Raw genomic sequence first — 19779 nt, 5'->3', positions numbered from 1 at the left:
CGCCGTGGCAGGACGCACAAATCAGCGATCGGAATGTTATACAAACAAATGAACACTTGTTTGTATGTTTATTCAAAAAAAAGAAAGAATCTCTTTCTGGCTGAACCATCCGACCGCTGCTTTATGCTGCTGCCATTAAGTCATTTTTTGTTGCGCAGCATCTGGTAGGTTTCAAATGCGGTGCGGTAGGCATCACTATAGGTATCAGGCGTCTGCTCACCAGCCCAGAATCCAGCCATTCCCGCAACCTGCCAATCTGCCAAATCACTCTTTACTTGAGCACGAGTCAATGCCACCGGAGCCTTGTAAGCCGCACCCAGCTTGAGCTGGAGGTAGCTCTCGTAGGCTTGTTGGTAGGCTTGGGTGTGCGAAGCGGTGGTGATTCCGCGCGAGGTGAGCGCGTGCATGCCGGAGATTTTCCACAGTTCCAAATCAGCCATCACTTCAGCACGAGTCTTTCCTGCTGAGGGCGCCTGATACATATCACCTTGGGTCAATTGCAAGTAGCGCTGAAAGGCAGCCTGGTATTGAGGGCTGGACGTATCCGGGCCGCTTTCGCCGCGAGACAACGCTTCCAGCCCAGATTGCCTCCAAGCAGTCAGATTTTCTTGGACCTGTTGCCGTGTCATATCTGCGGCGAACGGTTGAGCGTTTGCTCCAGCAGCAAAAAGTGCGGAAAGCAGAACAGCAAAGCGAATTTTCTTGGACATGGTCAATACTCCTTGACGTTAAAAATAATGGCGTGGTCCTTACGCCTTTCGGATACCCCGTAGACAAATAATAACACACATGAAGATATGTTCAAGTGTTTATTTTTAGAGTGCTTTTTGCTTGTGGGGTCTTCTAGGCATTCAGCAAGGCGCGCCGGTGTCTCTCTAGATTGATAGCCAAAAAAAGCCTACCCCTTGAAGGAGTAGGCCGGCGCGCACTCACATGTTCAGTCAATCGTCGTGTCTGTCCTCCGAAATGTGAACCGCCATGTCCTGGAGTACCTGGCTGACGTGCTGGTCGGCAATGCCGTAGAAGATGTGCTTGGCTTGGCGCTCGCCGCGCACGAGGCGCGCGCCGCGCAACAGGCGCAGGTGATGGCTGACCAAGGACTGCGACAGGTCTAGCGAGCCAGCAATGTCGCCCACTGCGACCGATCCGCGCATGCACAGCAACAGGATTTTCAATCGCGATTGGTCGCCCAGCAGGCGGAAGGTCTCTGCCAGAACAGCGACGTCACTTTGCGATAGTGCGAGGACATCAGTGGTCGTGCCGTGGTTAGAGGTCGAACATTGCACAATAGCGGCGCTGGTGGTTTTGCGGGATGTCATGGATTCAAACCCTCAAGTGAACTGCGAACCGTCTAGCACGGCCTCAATGCTTGTGACCGGGAGCGGAGTGGTCATGGTCATGGTCATGATTGTGCTCACTGTGGTCGTGGCCGCTGTGGTCCTGACGGCCTGTCGTGGGTTGCAGGCTGCAGATGTTCTCGTCAGCCTCCGAGTTCCAGTCGATTCCGACTGTGGCGTGTTCGATGCTGAACTGCTCTCGCAGCACCGCCTCGACGCGCTTGACCACAGCTCGCGCCTCCTCGTCCACGTTGGGTCGAACGTGTAGCGTGGCCATCGTGCGACCGGAAGTGAGTTGCCACACGTGAACATGGCTGACAGCCGCCAGGCCGGGCACAGTGCTCATCAGGCCTTGTTCCACCTTTTCCGGCGAAGCGTCCTCTGGCGCACCCTCCAACAGGATATGGATCGACTTGGCCAGGAGCTTCCAGGCGCTGCGCAGAATCAACGCCGCTACTAGAACCGACAGGATGGGGTCGATCGGAGTCCAGCCGGTGAAGTAGATGACGATCGCTGCAACGATGGCGCCGACAGAGCCGAGCAGGTCACCCATCACGTGGAGGATGGCACCTTTCACATTGACGTGATCGGTTTCGCCGCGGGTCATGATCCACAGCACGAGGACGTTGATCAGTAAGCCGAGCACGGCGACGATCATCATCGGGCCGGCGAGGATGACGGGCGGCGCCTGCAGCCGCTCCCACGCCTCGTAGGCGATCCATGCGACGATCGCGAACAGGGTCACGGCGTTCAGGAAGCCGGCGATGACCTCGAAGCGCAGGTAACCGAATGTGCGTTTGCTGTCGGCTGCGCGGCGACCGAATCGGAAGGCAGCGTAAGCCAGGGCAAGTGCCACGGCGTCGGTCAGCATGTGGCCAGCATCGGCAAGTAGGGCTAGCGAGCCCGACAGCACGCCGCCGACAGCTTCCACGAGCATGAAGCCGAAGATCAGGAAGAAGGAAACCAGAACCTTGCGCTCGTTGGCGCTGGTCACTGTGGGGGTGTGGTCGTGATCATGGTCGTGACCATGATCATGTGCATTGGATTGGGACATGGGCGCCTCTGCTGGTTGAGTGTTTGACTATGGTGAAATATAACACATGAATATGTGTTCATTTGATATATTTTGGCTCACCCTTCTCAGCCTCCGAAGCCATGCGTTGTGATGCCGCAACGAGAAAATGTGCCTATCCTTTCGGCCAGATACGGTGCAGGTCATCCAGAATCAGCTGGTGATGGTGCCTGCCTTGGTCTGCGTGTGTGCGTAAATGAGGGTGATCCGGCGGCAAGCTGGGGTGGTCATGCGCCACGTCAGAAGGGTCGCTGGCCGGCCACAGCCAGAGCGTCAGCGCCACGCCGGCCAAGCCGACCAGGGACATGACAATGAAGGTCGATGGCAAGCCCATGACCGCGCCGAAGCGGCCGGCAAGTGGGTAGCAGATGAGCCAACAGGCGTGCGACAGCGCGAAGTGTGCCGCGAAGATCGCAGGACGGTCCTCGGCATGGGCCGAGCGGCGCAGAAGACGGCCGGATGGCGTTTGCGCCACGCTGTAGCCAAAGCCGATGATCAACCACAGCGGCAGCAACAATGCATAGCTCGGCAGCAGTGCGCCGATCCCCGTGCCCACGACCAGTACGGTAGCGCCGGTGAGCATCGCGGTTCGGTCGGCCACCTTTTCCAGTAAGGATGGCAGAACGAAGGCTGCCACCATCGAACCGCCTCCGAATGCCGCCAGTGCCGACGCCACTTCGACCTCGCCTAGGCCAAAGCGCGCCTTCACGAGAACCACCGTGTTCACGATCACCATGGCGCCCGCCGCCGAGACGGCCAAGCTGATCGCCAGCAGGCCCCGCAGGCGTGGCGTAGCGAGATAGATGCGTGTGCCGCGGGTCGTGCGATCCCAAATGCCGCGGCGCGGTCCGGGAATAGTTGTGGGCAACCGCACGCTGACCACGAGCGCGGCTGAAACGAGGAAACCGAGCACTGTTCCCGCGAACAGGTTGTGAAAGCTGATGACGGTCAGCAGCGCAGCAGCCAGCATCGGGGAAATCAGGCTTTCCAGGTCATAGGCCAGCCGGGACAGCGACAGCGCCTTCGTGTAGTCCTCTTCATCGGGAAGGATGTCCGGGATAGTGGCTTGGAAAGTCGGCGTGAAGCCGGCGGATGCCGCTTGCAGGACAAAGATCAGCAGATAGATCTGCCAGACCTCGGTGACAAATGGCAAACAGATCGCGACAACCGCTCGTACCAGGTCCAGCGCTACGAGTAATGACCGTCGCGGGAACTGGTCGGCGAAGGCCTGTGCCGACGAGTGCGATCACCTGCGCGGTGAACAGGTGGCGGTAGGTGCGGTTCTTTAGGACGGAGAGCATCGAGAGACCTCAGAGCAGTTTGGTTAGTGCCTTCATTTCGGCCAGAACGGAGTCCTCATCATGAGACAGGCAGTGGTCGATGTGGTCATGGATCAGGACGCGCTTGGCCGCTGTGACGGCGCTCTCCACCGCAGCGAGCTGGCGAGCGATGTCCAGGCAGGTTTCTTCTCCTTCGATCATCCCGATGACGTGTCGCAGATGACCCTCGGCGCGCTTGAGCCGTTTCACGAGATCTGGGTGGCTGGTGTGCTTGTGCATCTCTTTCATGCAGCAATCATATCCCCCCCTGGGGGATATGCTCAAGGAGTCTGCATAGCTGTTTGCGCAGTGGATTAGCCCCACCTCGCCTCTCGATGTCTTGCGCCCGACGCCCTCTCTAAGGCGATTGGTGCTCAAAGGAGGTAAGGTTTTCTTTCCCATTCATATGAATAAATATACAATTGTTCATATCTAAGCCAGTAGACAGTGGCTTTTCAACGACAAGCACTTGCTCGGAAAGAGAACACCCAGCCGGGGGTAAGTACTGATGCAACACCGATGGAGAATTGAATGCTTCGCAAAGACATACGCAAGGGATGGATATGGGCGGTATCCACGCTTTGGGCCGGCACCGTGCTAGCCCAGCCAGTAGCCGCCCCTCACGTCCCATCCAGACCAGACAGCCACATGGTCGCCCAATTGTGGGAGTCAGCTTGGCAGCGGCAGCCAGAAGCCGCTGGAGAAGGCGCCTGGCAGCAGGCCGCCCAAGCACGCCAAGAGACGGCCGGTAGTTGGGTGGCAGGTCCGATGGCGCTGGAAGCCTCCACCAAAACTGATCGGTTCAACAACCGCAACGGAAAGCGCGAATATGAAGTCGGGGTGGCTATTCCCCTTTGGATGCCTGGTGAGCGCGCCTCGTCGGCACGCTGGGCGGACGCGGAAAGCCTCGCTCTATCCAGCCGGATGCTGGCCGCCAAGCTACGCACGGCCGGACAGGTTCGCCAGGCATGGTGGGCATGGCAGCGTGCCCAGGCCGAATTGATGGCGGCGCAGGATCGCACCCGCAGCGCGGACGAGTTGGCGCAAGATGTGGCTCGCCGGGTTCGCGCGGGCGACCTGGCGCAAGCCGACAGAAACCAGGCCGATGGCGCCTTGGCGTCGGCTCGTAGTGCCCTGGCCATTGCTCAGGCCGAAGAAGTCACGCAGCGCGAGGCGTTGTTGGCACTGACCGGCATCGAGAGTATCCCGTCGCAGGCCGATTCCGCGCAGCCGGAGCAGTCAGGTGTCCGAGTTCAACCGGCATCGGCACAGCCGTCCGGCGCGTTGTTGGGTAACCACCCTGCGCTGCTGGAACTGCAGCACAAGGCGCTGGCGGCCCGCCGCTCTGCGGAACTGGTGTCCCATCAGAAGTACGCCAACCCCGAACTGACCCTGGCGACCACGCGGGATCGGGGCGGCTACGGCGAACGCTACAACCAGACGATCACGGTGGGTGTGCGCATTCCCTTCGGTACGGGTAGCCGTCATACCGAGCAATTGTCCAGCGCCAATGCGCAGGCACTGGAGGCTGAGTCGGCACTCGCGGCCCAGCGCACCCGGCTACTCTCGGAAATTCGAACTGCCCAATCGCGCGAACTGGCAACCAGCACCCAGATGCAGGCCGCTTCGGAGCGCCAGCGACTAGCCCAACAAACGCGCACCTTCTACCAAAAGTCGTTCGCGATGGGCGAGACGGACATGCCGACACGCCTTCGCATCGAGCAGGAGGCCACCGAGGCCGAGCGCGCGGCGCTGCTCGCCAAGGTGGAGCATGCCGCGGCCATCTCGTCCCTGTTGCAGGCTCAAGGCACGCTGCCGCAGCCGACCGAGACTTTCACTGACATCTCCGGCACGCGCTGATCAGCGCGCGCTCAACCATCCTGGAACCTTAGAAATGTCGCAATCCTCTTTCTGGCGTGCTGCTGCCTTGTCCAGCCTCCTGCTTGGCACCAGCGCAACGTGGGCCGGCGACGGCCATGACCATGGCGAAGCCGCTCCTGCCCCCGCAGCGGCCGCGCTTCCGCGCTTTGCCGCAGTTTCCGATGACTTCGAACTGGTGGGTGTGCTGAACGGCCAGCGTCTCACACTCTACCTCGACCATGCTGCCGACAACCGGCCGGTGACCAATGGCGAGCTGACCCTCGAGCTGGGTGGTCGACAGGTAAAGGTCAGCCCACACGGGGTTGGAGAGTTCGAGGCCGATCTGACTGAGCCGCTATCCGATGGCGAGACCTCAATCATGGCCACTGTTACTGCGCAGAGCCAATCGGACCTGTTGACTGGCGTTCTCGATGTTCATAGCGAAGACGCCGAACACGAGCATGCCGTCGCATCCGGCCGTGTGCTCGTACTAGGTGGCGGTGCCGCAGTCCTCGGCGTCGGTGTCCTAGCGTGGGCGCTGCGCAGACGTACACGCACCAACGGTGCACTGCGAGGTGCAGCATGAAGCGCAACTTCCGTTTCCTAATGACGACGGCCATGGCGGCTGCATTGGCTCTGGCTGCTCCCGCGTTCGCTCACGACGGTCACGACCACGGCGACGAAGCGCCGGCTGCGTCTTCCAATGGCCCCCAGCGCCAGCCTGATGGCAGCGTGTTTCTTCCGAAACCGTCACAACGTCAGATCGGTGTACGCACCCAGCTGATCAAGCAGGAGCCCTTGGCCCGCAGCCATGAACTGGCTGGCAAAGTAATCATGGACCCGACGACAGGCGGCAAGGTCCAGGCAATGGTAATGGGCCGGCTGGTGCCCGGGCCGGATGGTCTGCCGCAGATCGGCCAATCCGTGCGCAAGGGCCAGGTGCTGGCTTACATCGAACCGGCCAGCGGTGTGCTGGAGCGCTCAGGCCAGATGGCCCAGGTTGCCGAGCTGCGTGCGGGCCAAGCGCTCGCGCAGAAGCGCCTGGCCCGGCTGCGCGAGCTGTCGGAGACCGTGCCCCGCAAGGAGATCGAAGCAGCCGAAAGCGAAGTAAACAGCCTGACCGAACGCGCCCGCGCCTTGAGCGGGGGCCTCGCCGGCAGGGACGTACTAAAGGCCCCAGTCAGCGGCGTCATCGCATCCAGCCCCGCAGTTGCCGGGCAGGTCGTGGATGCGCGCGAACTGGTGTTTGAGGTGGTCGATCCGACCCAACTGCGCATCGAGGCGCTTGCCTACGATCCGGCAATGGCACAGAACCTGGCCGGTGCTGCACTCGCAGTAGGCGGTCAGAAGGTGCCGCTGAGCTTCGTCGGGGCCGCCAGCAGCCTGCGCGAGCAGGCCCTGCCCATGCTGTTCAAGGGCACCAGCGAAAGCCTCTCGCGCTTGGCGGTCGGTATGCCGGTGGTGGTCTTCGTGCAAGAGGCGACGACGGTACCTGGCTACCGCGTGCCTTCCGGTGCGCTGATGAAGAACCCTGCCAACCAGAACATCGTCTGGGTCAAAGACCAGGCCGAGCGCTTCGAGCCACGTGTCGTGAACATCACTCCTTTGGATGGTGCATCCATCGCTGTCACTTCGGGCCTGGCGGACGGCGACCGCGTGGTTGTCGAGGGCGCGTCCCTGATCAATCAAGTTCGTTGAGGGGCACCATTCCATGTTCAAGTGGCTTCTCGAAAATAGCTTACGAAACCGGCTCCTGGTCATCATCGGGGCGCTGGTGCTGATGGCGTATGGCGCGTTCACCCTGACGCGCACGCCGGTAGATGTCTTTCCCGATCTCAACAAGCCGACCGTCACTCTCATGACGGAGGCTGGCGGCATGGCTGCCGAAGAAGTCGAGCAGCTCATCACGTTCCCGCTCGAAACGGCCATGAACGGCCTGCCCAGCGTCGAAAGCGTGCGCTCGGTCTCCAGCGCCGGGCTTTCCTTCATCTACGTGACATTTGACTGGAAGACAGACATCTTCCGGGCGCGCCAGATGGTCTCCGAACGCCTGACGTCCATGGAGGAAGGGCTAGCCCCGGGCGTGACGCCCACGATGGGGCCAATCAGCTCAGTGATGGGCGAGATCATGCAGATTGCAATCCCCATCGGTGCCAAGCCCTCAGGGCAGAAGAACGCAGCCCCGCCGCTGTCGGCCATGGACACGCGCGAGTACGCGGACTGGGTGTTACGCCCCCGGCTGATGGCCATACCTGGCGTTGCCCAAGTCATCCCGATCGGAGGCGAGGTCCGTCAGTTCCAGGTCCAGCCCAACACCACGCGAATGTCAGAGCTGGGCGTGACTGCGTCCGATCTGGATGCGGCTCTCAAGGGCTTCTCCGCGAACACTTCCGGCGGCTTCCTGGAGATCAATGGCCGCGAGTACCTGATCCGCAACCTGGGCCGCACGTCCCGACTCGACGACCTGCGTAACCTGCCTCTCGCGGTGCGTGCGGGCCAACCCATCCTGATCCACCAGGTCGCCGATGTTCAGTTTGCGCCAGCCATCAAGCGCGGCGATGCGGGCTTCGAGGGCCTGCCAGCCGTGATCCTGGGCATCCAAAAGCAGCCCACGGCCGATACGATTGCACTGACCCGCTCGATCGAGTCAGCGTTAGCGGACATGAAGGGCTCACTGCCGGCTGGCATGGCCGAGCCGCAAGTGACCTTCCGACAAGCCAACTTCATCGAGGCGTCCATCAGCACGCTGCAAGGCAAGCTCATCGGCGCATCGGTCTTCGTGGCGGTGATCCTGTTCTTCTTCCTGGGCACTTTGCGCCCCCTGGTGATCGCGTTGACCGCGATTCCTGCCTCGATCTTCGTGACCGGGCTGGTGTTCCACTATTTCGGCCTGTCAATCAACACCATGACGCTCGGTGGGCTGGCGATCGCCATCGGCGGTCTCGTGGACGATGCTGTGGTCGATGTGGAGAACATCATGCGGCGGCTCAAGGAGAACCGCGCCCGCCACCCTGAGAACCGGCTGACGCCCCTGGTCATCGTTGCCAGGGCCTCGATGGAGGTTCGCTCGGCGATTCTCTACGCCACGATGATCATTGTGCTGGTGTTCCTGCCCCTGTTCGCGCTGCCGGGGATGGAAGGGCGCTTGTTCGTGCCGCTGGGCATCGCTTTCATCGTCTCCACGCTAGCCTCGCTGCTGGTCTCTGTGACGGTCACTCCGGTGCTGTCGTACTACCTGCTGCCCAAGATGAGGACGCTGGACCATGGCGACACTCGGATTCTAGCCTGGCTTAAGGCGCGTTATCAGGGCGGCCTGCAGCGGGTCTTGCAGCGGCCGCGTGCCGCCCTTGGCATGGCCGCTGTGGCTGTCACACTGGCTGTCGCCGCGGTGCCATTCTTCCCGACCACGTTCCTGCCCCCGTTCAATGAAGGAACGTTGCTGGTGGGCCTGCGCCTGAATCCCGGTGTGACGCTGGCCGAATCTTCGGCGCTTGCCCAGCAAGCCGAGCTGCTGGTCGCGCAGGTGCCGGAGGTGCAGCACGTGGGCCGGCGCAGCGGACGGGCCGAGCTGGACGAGCATGCCGAAGGTGTGCATGTCAGTGAACTGGACGTGGGTCTGCTGCCTGCCTCAGAGCTAAAGCGCTCCATGGAGGAGATCACCGCCGACATCCGTTCGCGTCTGGCTCACTTGCCCGGCTCCATCGGCATTGGCCAGCCGATCTCGCACCGCATCGACCACATGTTGTCGGGGGTGCGCTCGCAGATCGCCATCAAGGTGTTCGGCGAGGACCTGGACGTCCTGCGCGGGCAGGCGGATCTGCTGCGCGCCAAGCTGGCCGGAATTCCGGGGCTTGCTGACCTGGAGATCGAAAAGCAGGTCCTTGCGCCGCAGATCAAAATCCGCGTGGATTATGCGGCGGCGGGACGCTACGGCGTGGCCGCACCGCAAATTCTGTCCACGCTACAAAGCCTGGTCGAAGGCGAAAAGATCACCGAGGTCATCGAGGGCAACCGCCGCTTCGCGCTGGTGGTTCGCCTGCCCGAGCAGGCGCGGTCGATTGAGGGCTTGAGCCGCATCCTCATCGACACGCCCATGGGTCGGGTCCCGTTGTCGCGCCTTGCCACCATCGAAGACAGCGACGGCCCCAACCAGGTCAGCCGCGACGATGGCCGTCGGCGCATAGTTTTGTCGGCCAACGCTCAGAGACGGCCGCTGTCCGAAGTAGTGGCCGACATACGCAGCGTCGTCCAAGAAGTGCGCTTGCCCGAAGGCTACTTCATCACGCTGGGCGGCCAGTTCCAGGCACAAGAGGAAGCCTCGCGACTGGTGGGCCTGCTGTCCATCGTCTCCCTGACGCTCATGTTCGTGGTGTTGTACACGCGCTACAAGTCGGTCGCCCTATCGGCGCTCATCATGGTGAACATTCCATTGGCCCTGGTCGGCGCCGTGCTGGGGCTGTGGCTGTCTGGCCAGCCGTTGTCCGTGGCCGCTCTGGTCGGCTTCATCACGCTCGCGGGTATTTCTGTGCGCAACGGCATCCTGAAGGTGAGCCACTACCTCAACCTCATGCGCATGGAGGGCGAGGACTTCGACCAGAAGATGATCGTGCGTGGCTCGCTCGAACGGCTTTCCCCGGTTCTGATGACCGCGCTGGTCACGGCCTTCGCACTGGCCCCGCTGTTGTTCGAGGCGTCACGACCCGGTACTGAGATCCTGCACCCCGTCGCGGTGGTGATCTTCTCGGGGCTGGTCAGCTCCACGCTGCTGGACACCTTCCTTACACCCGCCATGTTCTGGCTGTTCGGCCGCAAGCCTGCCGAACGCCTGCTGGACGACCGCGACGCGGGGGCATTCTGATGCAACGCCTTCTGTCACCCGATTTCAACCACCGTAACCCTATAGGAGCTTTCATGTCTGTTCGATTTCGTTCCCTCACGGCTGGCACCGCCCTCGCCCTGGCATCCGTCACCGCCTTCGCCGCAGGCGACCATGACCACGCGCATGACCACAAGCCGCTGCATGGTGGCGTCGTGACCGAAGTCCGGGACGTGGACTACGAGTTGGTCGTTCAGCCCGCAGCAGCGCAACTCTACCTGCGCGACCACGGCAAGCAGGTCAACGTAAGCAACACCAAAGCCAAGCTCACGCTGTTGACCGGCTCACAAAAGCAGGAGGTGCAACTCACGCCTGCCGCGGACGGAAGCCGCCTCGAAGGCAGCGGGACCTTCGCCGCAGCCAAGGGCACGAAGGCCGTTGTCCAAGTCGAACGTGGGGGCAATACCGCGAGCGCCCGGTTCGTTCTTCCGTAGTGTTCAACGTGATCGTCAGGGAACGAGCTGTAATCTGGCGACCACCTGACAAAAGGCGCGACATAGGCGCTCACTATTTCCTCAAAAACTTTGGAGATGTAAATCATGGACATGCATTTCGACGTCATTGTTATCGGTGCCGGCCCTGGCGGATACATCGCGGCCATTCGCGCTGCCCAATTAGGCATGAAGGTCGCTTGTGTAGATGCCTGGAAGAACAAGGACGGAAAGCCAGCACCTGGCGGTACCTGCAACAACATCGGTTGTATCCCTTCGAAAGCGCTACTGCAGTCGTCAGAGAACTTTGAACAAGCCAAGCACCACTTTGGCACGCACGGCATCTCCACGGGTGATCTGCGCATGGATGTGACCACGATGCTGGAACGTAAGAATCAGGTGGTGAAGTCCAGCAACGAAGGCATCCTTTATCTGTTCCGCAAAAACAAGGTCCAGTTCTTCAACGGCCTGGCGTCTTTCACCAGGACTGTCGATGGTGGCTTCGAGGTGAGCGTCGCCGCCGATGAGGCTGTTACCTTGGTGGGCAAGCAGATCATCGTTGCCACAGGCTCCAACGTGCGGCCGCTCCCCAACCTACCGTTCGATGAGCGGGTCGTGCTCTCCAACGACGGCGCGCTGAACATCGCGGCCGTGCCCAATCGGTTGACCGTCATCGGTGCCGGCGTGATCGGCCTGGAGCTGGGCTCCGTTTGGCGCCGCCTGGGGGCGGATGTCACGATCCTCGAAGGCTTGCCCAGCTTCCTGCCAATCGTCGACCAAGCCATCGCCAAGGAGGCGAAGAAGGCGTTCGACAAGCAAGCCCTGAAGATCGAACTAGGTGCGAAGGTTCGCGAAGTCAATGCAACCGAGGCCGGCGTGACTATTCACTACACCGACAGCCAGGGCCAGACGCAGTCCTTGCAGGCAGACAAAGTGATCGTGGCTATCGGCCGTGTGCCCAACACCGAAGGCCTGAATCCGGCCGCCGTGGGACTCCAACTGGATGAGCGCGGCGCCGTGGTGGTGGACGATGCATGCCGCACCAGTGTGCCCGGCATCTGGGCCATCGGTGACGTGGTGCGTGGCCCGATGTTGGCGCACAAGGCGGAAGAGGAAGGTGTCGCAGTGGCCGAGCGCATTGCCGGCCAGCACGGTCACGTCGATTTCAACACGATCCCCAACGTCATCTACACCAGCCCGGAGATTGCCTGGGTAGGCCGCACCGAGCAGCAGCTCAAAGAGCAGGGCACCGCCTATCGAATCGGTTCCTTCCCGTTCATGGCCAATGGCCGCGCGCGTGCACTGGGCGACACGACGGGCCTCGTCAAGGTGATCGCCGATTCTGCCACGGACGAGATACTCGGCGTGCATGTAGTCGGCCCGCAGGCCAGCGAACTGGTGGCCGAGGCCGTGATCGCCATGGCGTTCAAGGCCAGCAGCGAAGACATCGCCCGCATCTGCTTTGCCCATCCGACCCTCTCCGAGACGTTCAAAGAGGCCTCGCTGGCAGTGGACAAGCGCGCGCTCAACTTCTGATTGATCGGAAGCGGCATCCAAACCGCCTCACCGAACGCAGCTGCGGGCGGTGGGGCGCATATCGCCATGGAACGTAGGCCACGCTGCAACGGCATGCTATGCCCAACAGTTACTCGTCGTTGTGGTCTTCCGCGATGTGGGTGGCCATATCCAGCAGCACCTGGTTCACGTGCTTGTCCGCCACCTCATAGAAGATCTGTTTGGCCTGGCGCACGCCCTTGACCAGGCGAGCACCGCGCAGCAGCCGCAGGTGGTGGCTCACCAGCGACTGCGAGAGTTCGAGGGTTTCAGCGATATCCCCGACCGAGGATGAGCCCTTCATGCAGCACAGCATGATTCTCAGCCGGGACGGGTCACCCAGGAGGCGGAATGTCTCAGCCAAGATGGTCACGTCATTCTGTGACAGCGATTCCAAATTGGCGCTGGGATCCTTCGGTGGGGTACTGAATGGCTTACTTGTATTCATTTTTAAAATATTTCCTAACCTCGAATGGCTGTTTTCGCCCTTCAGAATTAACAAGGCAGCAGCCGCTTAGGCGCGCGCAGCAAAGAACCAGTGCGAGCCTGGCAGGCAAGGCCTCCGCTCCCCGTGCACCGGGTCATTTCTGAAACCTGACAGCATCCGAAAAAGCGCTTGACCTTCCCACGATGGTAAACCCTAAGCTCCCTCCATGTCGAATTTCAACTATGGGAAGCACACCATGAGCATGGCAACAACGAGTAGTGCTGGCGGCCAAGCAGCGGCAATCAGCCTGCCCATCGAGGGCATGACCTGCGCAAGCTGCGTCGGCCGAGTCGAGGCCGCCCTTGCCAAGGTCGAGGGCGTGGCAAGCGTGTCTGTCAATCTCGCCACCGAGCGAGCGGACATTCGCCTGAACCGTGCTGTCGATCGCATGGCGCTGATCCAGGCGATCGAGAAGGTAGGGTACGACGTGCCTCAGGGCACCATCGAGCTGGCGATCGGAGGCATGACCTGCGCTTCGTGCGTGGGCCGCGTCGAGAAGGCGCTCAAGGCGGTGCCGGGCGTCACTGAGGCTGTGGTCAATCTGGCGACCGAGCGCGCTACCGTGCGTGGTGTGGCATCCGTGCAGGATCTAATCGCGGCTGTCGATAAGGTCGGCTACGAGGCCAGCCCTGTCGATACCAGCATGCAGGCCGACGAGGAAGCCGCCGAGAAAAAGGACGCCGAGCGCGCCGAACTCAAGCGCGACCTGACCCTGGCCGCCGTGCTGGCGCTGCCTGTGTTCGTGCTCGAAATGGGCTCGCACATGATTCCCGGCATGCACGAGTGGGTGGCTTCCACCATCGGCATCCAGCAGAGCTGGTATCTGCAGTTCGTGCTGACCCTGCTGGTGCTCGCCATTCCGGGCTGGCGCTTCTACGAGAAGGGCTTCCCGGCGCTGTTCCGCCTGGGTCCCGACATGAACTCGCTGGTCGCGGTCGGCACGGCCGCGGCCTTCGGCTATTCGATGGTCGCCACGTTCGCGCCCAGTCTGCTGCCGGCCGGCACGGTGAACGTGTACTACGAGGCGGCCGCCGTCATCGTGGCGCTGATCCTGCTGGGCCGCTTTCTTGAGGCACGGGCCAAGGGCCGCACCTCCGAGGCCATCAAGCGCCTGGTCGGCCTACAGGCCAAGGAGGCGCACGTGCTGCGCGACGGCCGCATCGTGGACATCCCGATCAACGACGTGGCGCAGGGCGACATCGTGGAAGTGCGCCCCGGCGAGCGCGTGCCGGTCGATGGTGAAGTGACCGAGGGCCGCAGCTTCGTGGACGAGTCGATGATCACCGGCGAGCCGATTCCCGTCGAAAAGGCGGAAGGCAGCACCGTGGTCGGCGGCACCGTCAACCAGAAGGGTGCGCTGACGCTGCGTGCCACCGCCGTGGGCGGTCAGACCATGCTGGCGCAGATCATCCGCATGGTCGAGCAGGCGCAAGGTTCCAAGCTGCCGATCCAGGCCGTGGTGGACAAGGTGACGCTGTGGTTCGTGCCCGCCGTCATGCTGGCCGCCGTGCTGACCTTCCTGGTCTGGCTGGTGTTCGGCCCGTCGCCCGCGCTGTCCTTCGCGCTGGTCAATGCCGTGGCGGTGCTGATCATTGCCTGCCCGTGCGCCATGGGTCTGGCGACGCCGACCTCCATCATGGTCGGCACGGGCCGGGGCGCTGAGATGGGCGTGCTGTTCCGCAAGGGTGAAGCCCTGCAACTGCTCAAGGACGCCAAGGTGGTGGCCGTGGACAAGACCGGCACGCTGACCGAGGGCCGCCCGGTCCTGACCGACCTGGAGATTGCCGACGGCTTTGACCGCAACCAGGTGCTGGCGAAGGTCGCCGCCGTGGAATCGCGCTCGGAGCATCCGATCGCACGCGCCATCGTCGAGTCGGCCGTGGAAGGTGGCATCGCGCTGCCGACGATGACAGACTTCGATTCGGTCACGGGCATGGGCGTGCGCGCCACCGTGGACGGCGCGCGTGTCGAGGTCGGTGCCGATCGCTTCATGCGTGAGCTGGGGTTGGACGTGGGCGGCTTCGCTCGCACGGCCGAGCGCCTAGGCAACGAGGGCAAGTCGCCGCTGTACGCCTCGATCGACGGCCGGCTGGCCGCCATCATCGCGGTGGCCGATCCGATCAAGTCCAGCACGCCCGCGGCCATTGCCGCGCTGCACCAGCTCGGCCTGAAGGTGGCGATGATCACCGGCGACAACGCGCGTACCGCGCAGGCCATCGCCAAGCAACTGGGCATCGACGAGGTGGTGGCCGAAGTGCTGCCCGAGGGCAAGGTCGAAGCCGTGCGCCGGCTGAAAGCCAGCCACGGCCAGATCGCCTACGTGGGCGACGGCATCAACGACGCCCCGGCGCTGGCCGAGGCCGACGTGGGCCTGGCCATCGGCACCGGCACCGACGTGGCGGTGGAGTCGGCCGACGTAGTGCTGATGTCGGGCAACCTGCAGGGCGTGCCCAACGCCATCGCGCTGTCCAAGGCGACCATCGGCAACATCCGCCAGAACCTGTTCTGGGCGTTTGGCTACAACACGGCCCTGATCCCGGTGGCCGCTGGCGTCCTGTACCCCGCATACGGTGTGCTGTTGTCGCCGATCTTCGCGGCTGGCGCGATGGCGCTGTCCAGCGTGTTCGTGCTCGGAAACGCGCTGCGCCTGCGCCGCTTCCAGCCGCCGCTGGCGGCGGATACCGCTCATTGAGAAAGGAGGAACACCATGAACATCGGTGAAGCATCCAAGGCCTCGAAGGTCTCGGCCAAAATGATCCGCTACTACGAGCAAATCGGTCTGATCCCTCCGGCTGACCGCACCGATTCGGGCTACCGCGCCTATACCCAGGACGACGTTCACCGGTTGCATTTCATCCGGCGTTCGCGCGACCTCGGCTTCTCGGTAGCCGAGATCACGGACTTGCTGGGACTGTGGAATGACAAGTCGCGCCAGAGTGCTGATGTAAAGCGTCTGGCCCAGCAACACATCGACGAGTTGGACCGGCGCATCGAGAGCATGCTGGAGATGGCCGCGACGCTCAAGGCGCTGATCCGGTGTTGCGCCGGCGACGAACGGCCCGACTGCCCGATCCTGCACACGCTGGAGCAGCCCGATACCAGTGACAACAAGCCCGAAGCGCGCACTGGCGCAGTGCCGCGCCGCGCGCGAGCCAACGCAGCAGGAAAAAAGCCGCGTGCGCACTGAGCAGCCAGGAGAGATATGCCCAAAATCACAGTCTTGCCCCATCCTGAACTGGCTCCCGAGGGAGCCGAACTGAACGTGCCAGCAGGCACTTCGATCTGCGAGGCCCTGCTGGACAACGGCATCGAGATCGAGCATGCCTGCGACATGAGCTGTGCCTGCACGACCTGTCACTGCATCGTGCGCAAGGGGTTTAATTCTCTAAACGAAGTCGAGGAGTGCGAGGATGATCTGCTCGACCGGGCCTGGGGACTGGAGGCGCAGTCGCGGCTGAGCTGCCAGGCCATCGTTGCGACCGAAGACCTGACCGTCGAGATCCCCAAGTACACGATCAACCATGCCAAGGAGAACCACTAGGAGCCTGCGTGCTGCCTCAGGCGCACCGGCCTGCGGCAGGGTTGCTCTGGCAGATGGAGGACTGACGGCATTGCAGCCAGATAACCAACCCGTGGGCCAGACCAACCCGCGAGCCAGGTGTCTACACTCCCTTTGCACGGTCGTCGGTTAGGCTGGAAAGGTCATCAACGTCCTTAAATCCGTGACGGCCGGCCCATGGAAAGTCACACAGGAGAAGTCCTGCATGTCTGCGCCCAAGCTAGCCACGCTCTACCGAATGGTCATGCCCGGCCATACCTGCCCCTACGGGCTGAAGTCGCTCGATCTGCTCAAACGCAAGGGCTACGAGGTCGAGGACAAACACTTGGCGAGCCGCGAGCAGACGGATGCGTTCAAGAAGGAGCATGGCGTCGAGACCACGCCCCAGGTCTTCATAAACGGGCGGCGCGTGGGCGGCTACGACGACCTACGCAAATTCTTCGGCATGTCCGTGAAGGACAAGAACGCCGTGACCTACACCCCTGTGATCGCGCTGTTCGCCATGGCGGCCGCGATGGCGCTGGCGGCGAGCTGGGCGGCCTTCGGCCAGCTCTGGAGCATTCAGGCGGCAGAGTGGCTCGTGGCCTTTGCCATGTGTCTCCTGGCGCTGCAGAAGCTCAAGGACGTGGACGGCTTCGCGACGATGTTCCTCAACTACGACCTGCTGGCCAAGCGCTGGGTTCGGTATGCCTATTTCTACCCGTTCGCGGAGGCCATCGCAGGCGTCCTGATGGTCGCGGGCGTGGGGATGTGGGTGTCGATTCCGTTGGCGCTGTTCATCGGGACCGTCGGGGCCGTGTCGGTTTTCAAGGCGGTCTATGTCGATCGCCGGGAACTCAAGTGCGCCTGCGTGGGCGGGGACAGCAACGTGCCGCTGGACTTCGTGTCCCTGACCGAGAACCTGATGATGGTGGCGATGGCCCTGTGGATGTGGGCCAAGGTCGCCTACCTTGGGATGCACTGAGCGCCGCGCCAGATATGGCGCAGCGCACGTGCTCGCATCGGCCGTCCTGTGTGCATGCCGGCCACGACGCGGTGTTACTGCGCGCGCGGCGGGAAGCCAGCTTCGCTCAGGGCCGCGGCGATCTGCTCTTGCGAGGCCGAGGTCTGGACCTCGACACGGCGGGTCGGCGGGTCCGTAACGATCTTGGCGTTGGGGTCGATCGTTTGGATCGTTTTCGTCACAGTGCGGGCGCAGCCGCCGCAGGTCATGTCTTCGAGATGGAATTGCATGGAAAACTCCTTTCGGGTTGGGATGCTTAAAGTTTGATCCTTGCCACGGTTGGAAGGTCAAGCGCTATTTGCATCCCCGCCACACCAACCTGCCGAATGTTCATAGGGGCAAGGCCGTGGTGCTCTTCACGCGGTCCAGCACGAAGCTGGTCTTGCAGTCTTGCACGCTGGGGTGCTTGAGCAGCGTATCGAGCACGAAGCGGGAGTAGTGGGCCATATCTCTGACGACCACCCGCAACAGGTAGTCCATGTCGCCGGTCAGCGCGTGGCACTCCACCACCTCGGGCCAGTTCTGAACCGACGCGCGGAACACGTCCATGGGGTTGCGCTTGTGCGAATCAGAGTGCTTTTCGAGGCGCACGTTCAGGTAGGCCGTGAGGGTGAGGCCGATGCGTTCGGGGTGCACCAGGGCCACATAGCCGGCGATGACGCCAGCCTCTTCGAGGCGGCGCACCCGCCTCAGCGTGGCCGAGGACGACAGGCTTGCGTGTTCGGCCAGTTCGTCGAAGGTGGACCTTCCATTGCGTTGCAATGCATCAATAAGGCGTCTATCCGTACCATCAAGGACTATTTCTGTGCTCATTTCTTTCACCACGCAGGAATCAGGCATCAAGAAGTCTATTTGCAATTGATTTTGCAGAAATGATGTGCGGGCTTTTTCTTACCATCTAGGGTGTCCAGATTTCCACCCCAAACCCAAGAGAGACACCCCTGATGACCGACCTTTTTGACAACCCGATGGGCCTGTGCGGCTTTGAATTCGTCGAGTTCGCCTCGCCGACGCCCGGCGTGCTGGAGCCGCTGTTCGAGAAGCTCGGCTTCACCGAGGTGGCCCGGCATCGCTCCAAGGACGTATCGCTCTACCGCCAGGGCGACATCAACTTCATCGTCAACCGCGAGCCTAAAAGCCAGGCGGCGTATTTCGCGGGCGAGCACGGCCCCAGCCCCTGCGGGCTGGCGTTCCGCGTCAAGGATTCGCACAAGGCCTACCACCGCGCGCTGGAGCTGGGCGCGCAGCCGATGGACATTCCCACTGGCCCGATGGAGTTGCGCCTACCGGCGATCAAGGGCATCGGCGGCGCGCCGCTGTACCTGATCGATCGCTTCGAGGACGGCAAGTCCATCTACGACATCGACTTCGAATTCCTACCCGGTGTGGATCGCCGTCCCAAAGGCCACGGCTTCTCGATCGTCGATCACCTCACACACAACGTCTATCGCGGCCGCATGACGTACTGGGCCGACTTCTACACGAAGTTCTTCAACTTCCAGGAGATCCGCTACTTCGACATCAACGGCGAGTACACCGGCCTGGCTTCCAAGGCGATGAGCGCGCCGGACGGCCTGATCCGCATCCCGCTGAACGAGGAAGCACGCCAGGGCGGCGGCCAGATTGAGGAATTCTTGATGCAGTTCAGCGGCGAGGGCATCCAGCACATCGCCCTGCTGTGCGACAACCTACTCGATGCGCTCGACCGCGTGCAGATGGCCGGTATCCCGCTGCTGACCGCCCCCAACGACATCTATTACGCAAACTTGGAAAAGCGCCTGCCCGGCCATGGCCAGCCCGTGCCCGAGTTGCAGGCGCGCGGCATTCTGCTCGACGGCACGACCGAAGGCGGCCAGCCCCGCCTGCTGCTGCAGATATTCTCCGAGCCGCTGCTTGGCCCGGTGTTCTTCGAGTTCATCGAGCGCAAGGGCAACTACCGCGAGGGCTTCGGCGAAGGAAACTTCGGCGCCTTGTTCGAGTCGATGGAACGCGACCAGATCAACCGTGGCTCGTTGGAAATCAACCCGGCCTGATTTGGGCTTTTCCATGAAGGCAGAGCGCCTTCGGTCCTACATCTCGCGAGCCCCTCTGTGGGCTCGCGCTACTTTGGCGTCAGTACGGCCTTAGCCGCTCAAGCATTGAGCGGGTTGGGTTCGGCGTCACGTTCCGAAACAGTTGCTACCACTCTTGACTTGAGTTAATACATGAACATATGTATTCTTATTCAGATACACCGATGGCCTTTTTCCTCGCCCTGAAGAGGGACCCAGCACTACCTCGC

18 protein-coding genes and 1 pseudogene are annotated in these 19779 nt (G+C 62.2%); 11 read left to right on the top strand and 8 right to left on the bottom strand.

Annotation, left to right across the window (positions count from 1 at the left end):
• Nucleotides 1-140: 140 nt before the first annotated feature.
• The 5 genes and pseudogenes from HBO11_RS18435 to HBO11_RS18415 form a co-directional block, all read right to left on the bottom strand.
• Complete coding sequence (locus HBO11_RS18435) at nucleotides 141-710, bottom strand: DUF4148 domain-containing protein (RefSeq protein ID WP_021204993.1); 570 nt, start codon at nucleotides 708-710, stop codon at nucleotides 141-143.
• A 231-nt stretch (nucleotides 711-941) separates the two neighbouring features.
• Nucleotides 942-1319 carry a metalloregulator ArsR/SmtB family transcription factor gene (locus tag HBO11_RS18430; protein ID WP_023110690.1) on the bottom strand — a complete coding sequence of 126 codons (378 nt, stop codon included), beginning with the start codon at nucleotides 1317-1319 and terminating at the stop codon, nucleotides 942-944.
• Nucleotides 1320-1362: 43 nt separating this feature from the next.
• Nucleotides 1363-2391 (bottom strand): cation diffusion facilitator family transporter, encoded by a 1029-nt coding sequence (locus HBO11_RS18425; RefSeq protein WP_021205762.1) that lies wholly within the window; start codon nucleotides 2389-2391, stop codon nucleotides 1363-1365.
• A 133-nt stretch (nucleotides 2392-2524) separates the two neighbouring features.
• A pseudogene (locus tag HBO11_RS18420) lies at nucleotides 2525-3710 on the bottom strand (MFS transporter).
• A gap of 9 nt (nucleotides 3711-3719) precedes the next feature.
• Nucleotides 3720-3977 (bottom strand): metal-sensing transcriptional repressor, encoded by a 258-nt coding sequence (locus HBO11_RS18415; protein ID WP_039016764.1) that lies wholly within the window; start codon nucleotides 3975-3977, stop codon nucleotides 3720-3722.
• Nucleotides 3978-4259: 282 nt separating this feature from the next.
• On the opposite strand from HBO11_RS18415, the gene HBO11_RS18410 reads away from it, so the two are divergent.
• The 6 genes from HBO11_RS18410 to lpdA all read left to right on the top strand — a co-directional run bounded on the left by HBO11_RS18410 (nucleotide 4260) and on the right by lpdA (nucleotide 12431).
• Entirely contained in the window at nucleotides 4260-5588 is a 1329-nt protein-coding gene (locus tag HBO11_RS18410; protein WP_058201276.1) for a TolC family protein, read from the top strand.
• A gap of 34 nt (nucleotides 5589-5622) precedes the next feature.
• The gene (locus tag HBO11_RS18405) at nucleotides 5623-6174 is read left to right on the top strand and encodes a hypothetical protein (protein WP_039016763.1); all 552 of its coding nucleotides are present in this window, start codon (nucleotides 5623-5625) and stop codon (nucleotides 6172-6174) included.
• Between the two features lie 44 nt (nucleotides 6175-6218).
• Complete coding sequence (locus HBO11_RS18400) at nucleotides 6219-7286, top strand: HlyD family efflux transporter periplasmic adaptor subunit (RefSeq protein ID WP_262381073.1); 1068 nt, start codon at nucleotides 6219-6221, stop codon at nucleotides 7284-7286.
• A gap of 13 nt (nucleotides 7287-7299) precedes the next feature.
• A complete protein-coding gene (locus HBO11_RS18395) occupies nucleotides 7300-10446 on the top strand; it encodes an efflux RND transporter permease subunit (protein ID WP_039016762.1) in 3147 nt (1048 codons plus the stop codon).
• Nucleotides 10447-10499: 53 nt separating this feature from the next.
• Entirely contained in the window at nucleotides 10500-10898 is a 399-nt protein-coding gene (locus HBO11_RS18390) for a hypothetical protein (RefSeq protein ID WP_015912828.1), read from the top strand.
• A 105-nt stretch (nucleotides 10899-11003) separates the two neighbouring features.
• Nucleotides 11004-12431 carry a dihydrolipoyl dehydrogenase gene (lpdA, locus tag HBO11_RS18385; protein WP_003821161.1) on the top strand — a complete coding sequence of 476 codons (1428 nt, stop codon included), beginning with the start codon at nucleotides 11004-11006 and terminating at the stop codon, nucleotides 12429-12431.
• Between the two features lie 109 nt (nucleotides 12432-12540).
• On the opposite strand, the gene HBO11_RS18380 is transcribed toward lpdA, so the two are convergent.
• Nucleotides 12541-12897 carry a metalloregulator ArsR/SmtB family transcription factor gene (locus HBO11_RS18380; protein ID WP_003821162.1) on the bottom strand — a complete coding sequence of 119 codons (357 nt, stop codon included), beginning with the start codon at nucleotides 12895-12897 and terminating at the stop codon, nucleotides 12541-12543.
• A gap of 235 nt (nucleotides 12898-13132) precedes the next feature.
• Between HBO11_RS18380 and HBO11_RS18375 the strand changes: the two genes are divergently transcribed.
• The 4 genes from HBO11_RS18375 (at nucleotide 13133) to HBO11_RS18360 (ending at nucleotide 17459) form a co-directional block, all read left to right on the top strand.
• Nucleotides 13133-15628 (top strand): heavy metal translocating P-type ATPase, encoded by a 2496-nt coding sequence (locus HBO11_RS18375; RefSeq protein ID WP_033471058.1) that lies wholly within the window; start codon nucleotides 13133-13135, stop codon nucleotides 15626-15628.
• 15 nt (nucleotides 15629-15643) lie between these two features.
• Entirely contained in the window at nucleotides 15644-16123 is a 480-nt protein-coding gene (gene cueR / locus HBO11_RS18370) for a Cu(I)-responsive transcriptional regulator (RefSeq protein ID WP_003821164.1), read from the top strand.
• A 15-nt stretch (nucleotides 16124-16138) separates the two neighbouring features.
• Nucleotides 16139-16477 carry an ISC system 2Fe-2S type ferredoxin gene (gene fdx, locus HBO11_RS18365; protein ID WP_003821165.1) on the top strand — a complete coding sequence of 113 codons (339 nt, stop codon included), beginning with the start codon at nucleotides 16139-16141 and terminating at the stop codon, nucleotides 16475-16477.
• Between the two features lie 223 nt (nucleotides 16478-16700).
• Nucleotides 16701-17459 (top strand): glutaredoxin, encoded by a 759-nt coding sequence (locus tag HBO11_RS18360; RefSeq protein WP_017642570.1) that lies wholly within the window; start codon nucleotides 16701-16703, stop codon nucleotides 17457-17459.
• A 74-nt stretch (nucleotides 17460-17533) separates the two neighbouring features.
• On the opposite strand, the gene HBO11_RS18355 is transcribed toward HBO11_RS18360, so the two are convergent.
• Together HBO11_RS18355 and HBO11_RS18350 are read right to left on the bottom strand one after the other, a co-directional pair.
• Nucleotides 17534-17728: a heavy-metal-associated domain-containing protein gene (locus HBO11_RS18355; protein ID WP_003821167.1), complete on the bottom strand. Its 195-nt coding sequence runs from the start codon at nucleotides 17726-17728 to the stop codon at nucleotides 17534-17536.
• 100 nt (nucleotides 17729-17828) lie between these two features.
• Nucleotides 17829-18311, bottom strand: coding sequence for an Lrp/AsnC family transcriptional regulator (locus HBO11_RS18350; protein ID WP_033471055.1), 483 nt, complete (start codon nucleotides 18309-18311; stop codon nucleotides 17829-17831).
• Between the two features lie 131 nt (nucleotides 18312-18442).
• On the opposite strand from HBO11_RS18350, the gene hppD reads away from it, so the two are divergent.
• Nucleotides 18443-19531 carry a 4-hydroxyphenylpyruvate dioxygenase gene (gene hppD / locus HBO11_RS18345; protein ID WP_003821169.1) on the top strand — a complete coding sequence of 363 codons (1089 nt, stop codon included), beginning with the start codon at nucleotides 18443-18445 and terminating at the stop codon, nucleotides 19529-19531.
• The last annotated feature ends 248 nt before the right edge of the window (nucleotides 19532-19779 follow it).

The sequence above is a fragment of the Pseudomonas sp. WS 5010 genome (genome assembly GCF_012985565.1).
Classification (GTDB): domain Bacteria; phylum Pseudomonadota; class Gammaproteobacteria; order Pseudomonadales; family Pseudomonadaceae; genus Aquipseudomonas.
This window is presented reverse-complemented; position numbering and strand designations above follow the sequence as displayed.

Coding starts and splice junctions, on each gene's coding strand:
- HBO11_RS18435 (WP_021204993.1), bottom strand. CDS start 710: ATGTCCAAGAAAATTCGCTTTGCTGTTCTGCTTTCCGCACTTTTTGCT.
- HBO11_RS18430 (WP_023110690.1), bottom strand. CDS start 1,319: ATGACATCCCGCAAAACCACCAGCGCCGCTATTGTGCAATGTTCGACC.
- HBO11_RS18425 (WP_021205762.1), bottom strand. CDS start 2,391: ATGTCCCAATCCAATGCACATGATCATGGTCACGACCATGATCACGAC.
- HBO11_RS18415 (WP_039016764.1), bottom strand. CDS start 3,977: ATGAAAGAGATGCACAAGCACACCAGCCACCCAGATCTCGTGAAACGG.
- HBO11_RS18410 (WP_058201276.1), top strand. CDS start 4,260: ATGCTTCGCAAAGACATACGCAAGGGATGGATATGGGCGGTATCCACG.
- HBO11_RS18405 (WP_039016763.1), top strand. CDS start 5,623: ATGTCGCAATCCTCTTTCTGGCGTGCTGCTGCCTTGTCCAGCCTCCTG.
- HBO11_RS18395 (WP_039016762.1), top strand. CDS start 7,300: ATGTTCAAGTGGCTTCTCGAAAATAGCTTACGAAACCGGCTCCTGGTC.
- HBO11_RS18390 (WP_015912828.1), top strand. CDS start 10,500: ATGTCTGTTCGATTTCGTTCCCTCACGGCTGGCACCGCCCTCGCCCTG.
- lpdA (WP_003821161.1), top strand. CDS start 11,004: ATGGACATGCATTTCGACGTCATTGTTATCGGTGCCGGCCCTGGCGGA.
- HBO11_RS18380 (WP_003821162.1), bottom strand. CDS start 12,897: ATGAATACAAGTAAGCCATTCAGTACCCCACCGAAGGATCCCAGCGCC.
- HBO11_RS18375 (WP_033471058.1), top strand. CDS start 13,133: ATGAGCATGGCAACAACGAGTAGTGCTGGCGGCCAAGCAGCGGCAATC.
- cueR (WP_003821164.1), top strand. CDS start 15,644: ATGAACATCGGTGAAGCATCCAAGGCCTCGAAGGTCTCGGCCAAAATG.
- fdx (WP_003821165.1), top strand. CDS start 16,139: ATGCCCAAAATCACAGTCTTGCCCCATCCTGAACTGGCTCCCGAGGGA.
- HBO11_RS18360 (WP_017642570.1), top strand. CDS start 16,701: ATGTCTGCGCCCAAGCTAGCCACGCTCTACCGAATGGTCATGCCCGGC.
- HBO11_RS18355 (WP_003821167.1), bottom strand. CDS start 17,728: ATGCAATTCCATCTCGAAGACATGACCTGCGGCGGCTGCGCCCGCACT.
- HBO11_RS18350 (WP_033471055.1), bottom strand. CDS start 18,311: ATGAGCACAGAAATAGTCCTTGATGGTACGGATAGACGCCTTATTGAT.
- hppD (WP_003821169.1), top strand. CDS start 18,443: ATGACCGACCTTTTTGACAACCCGATGGGCCTGTGCGGCTTTGAATTC.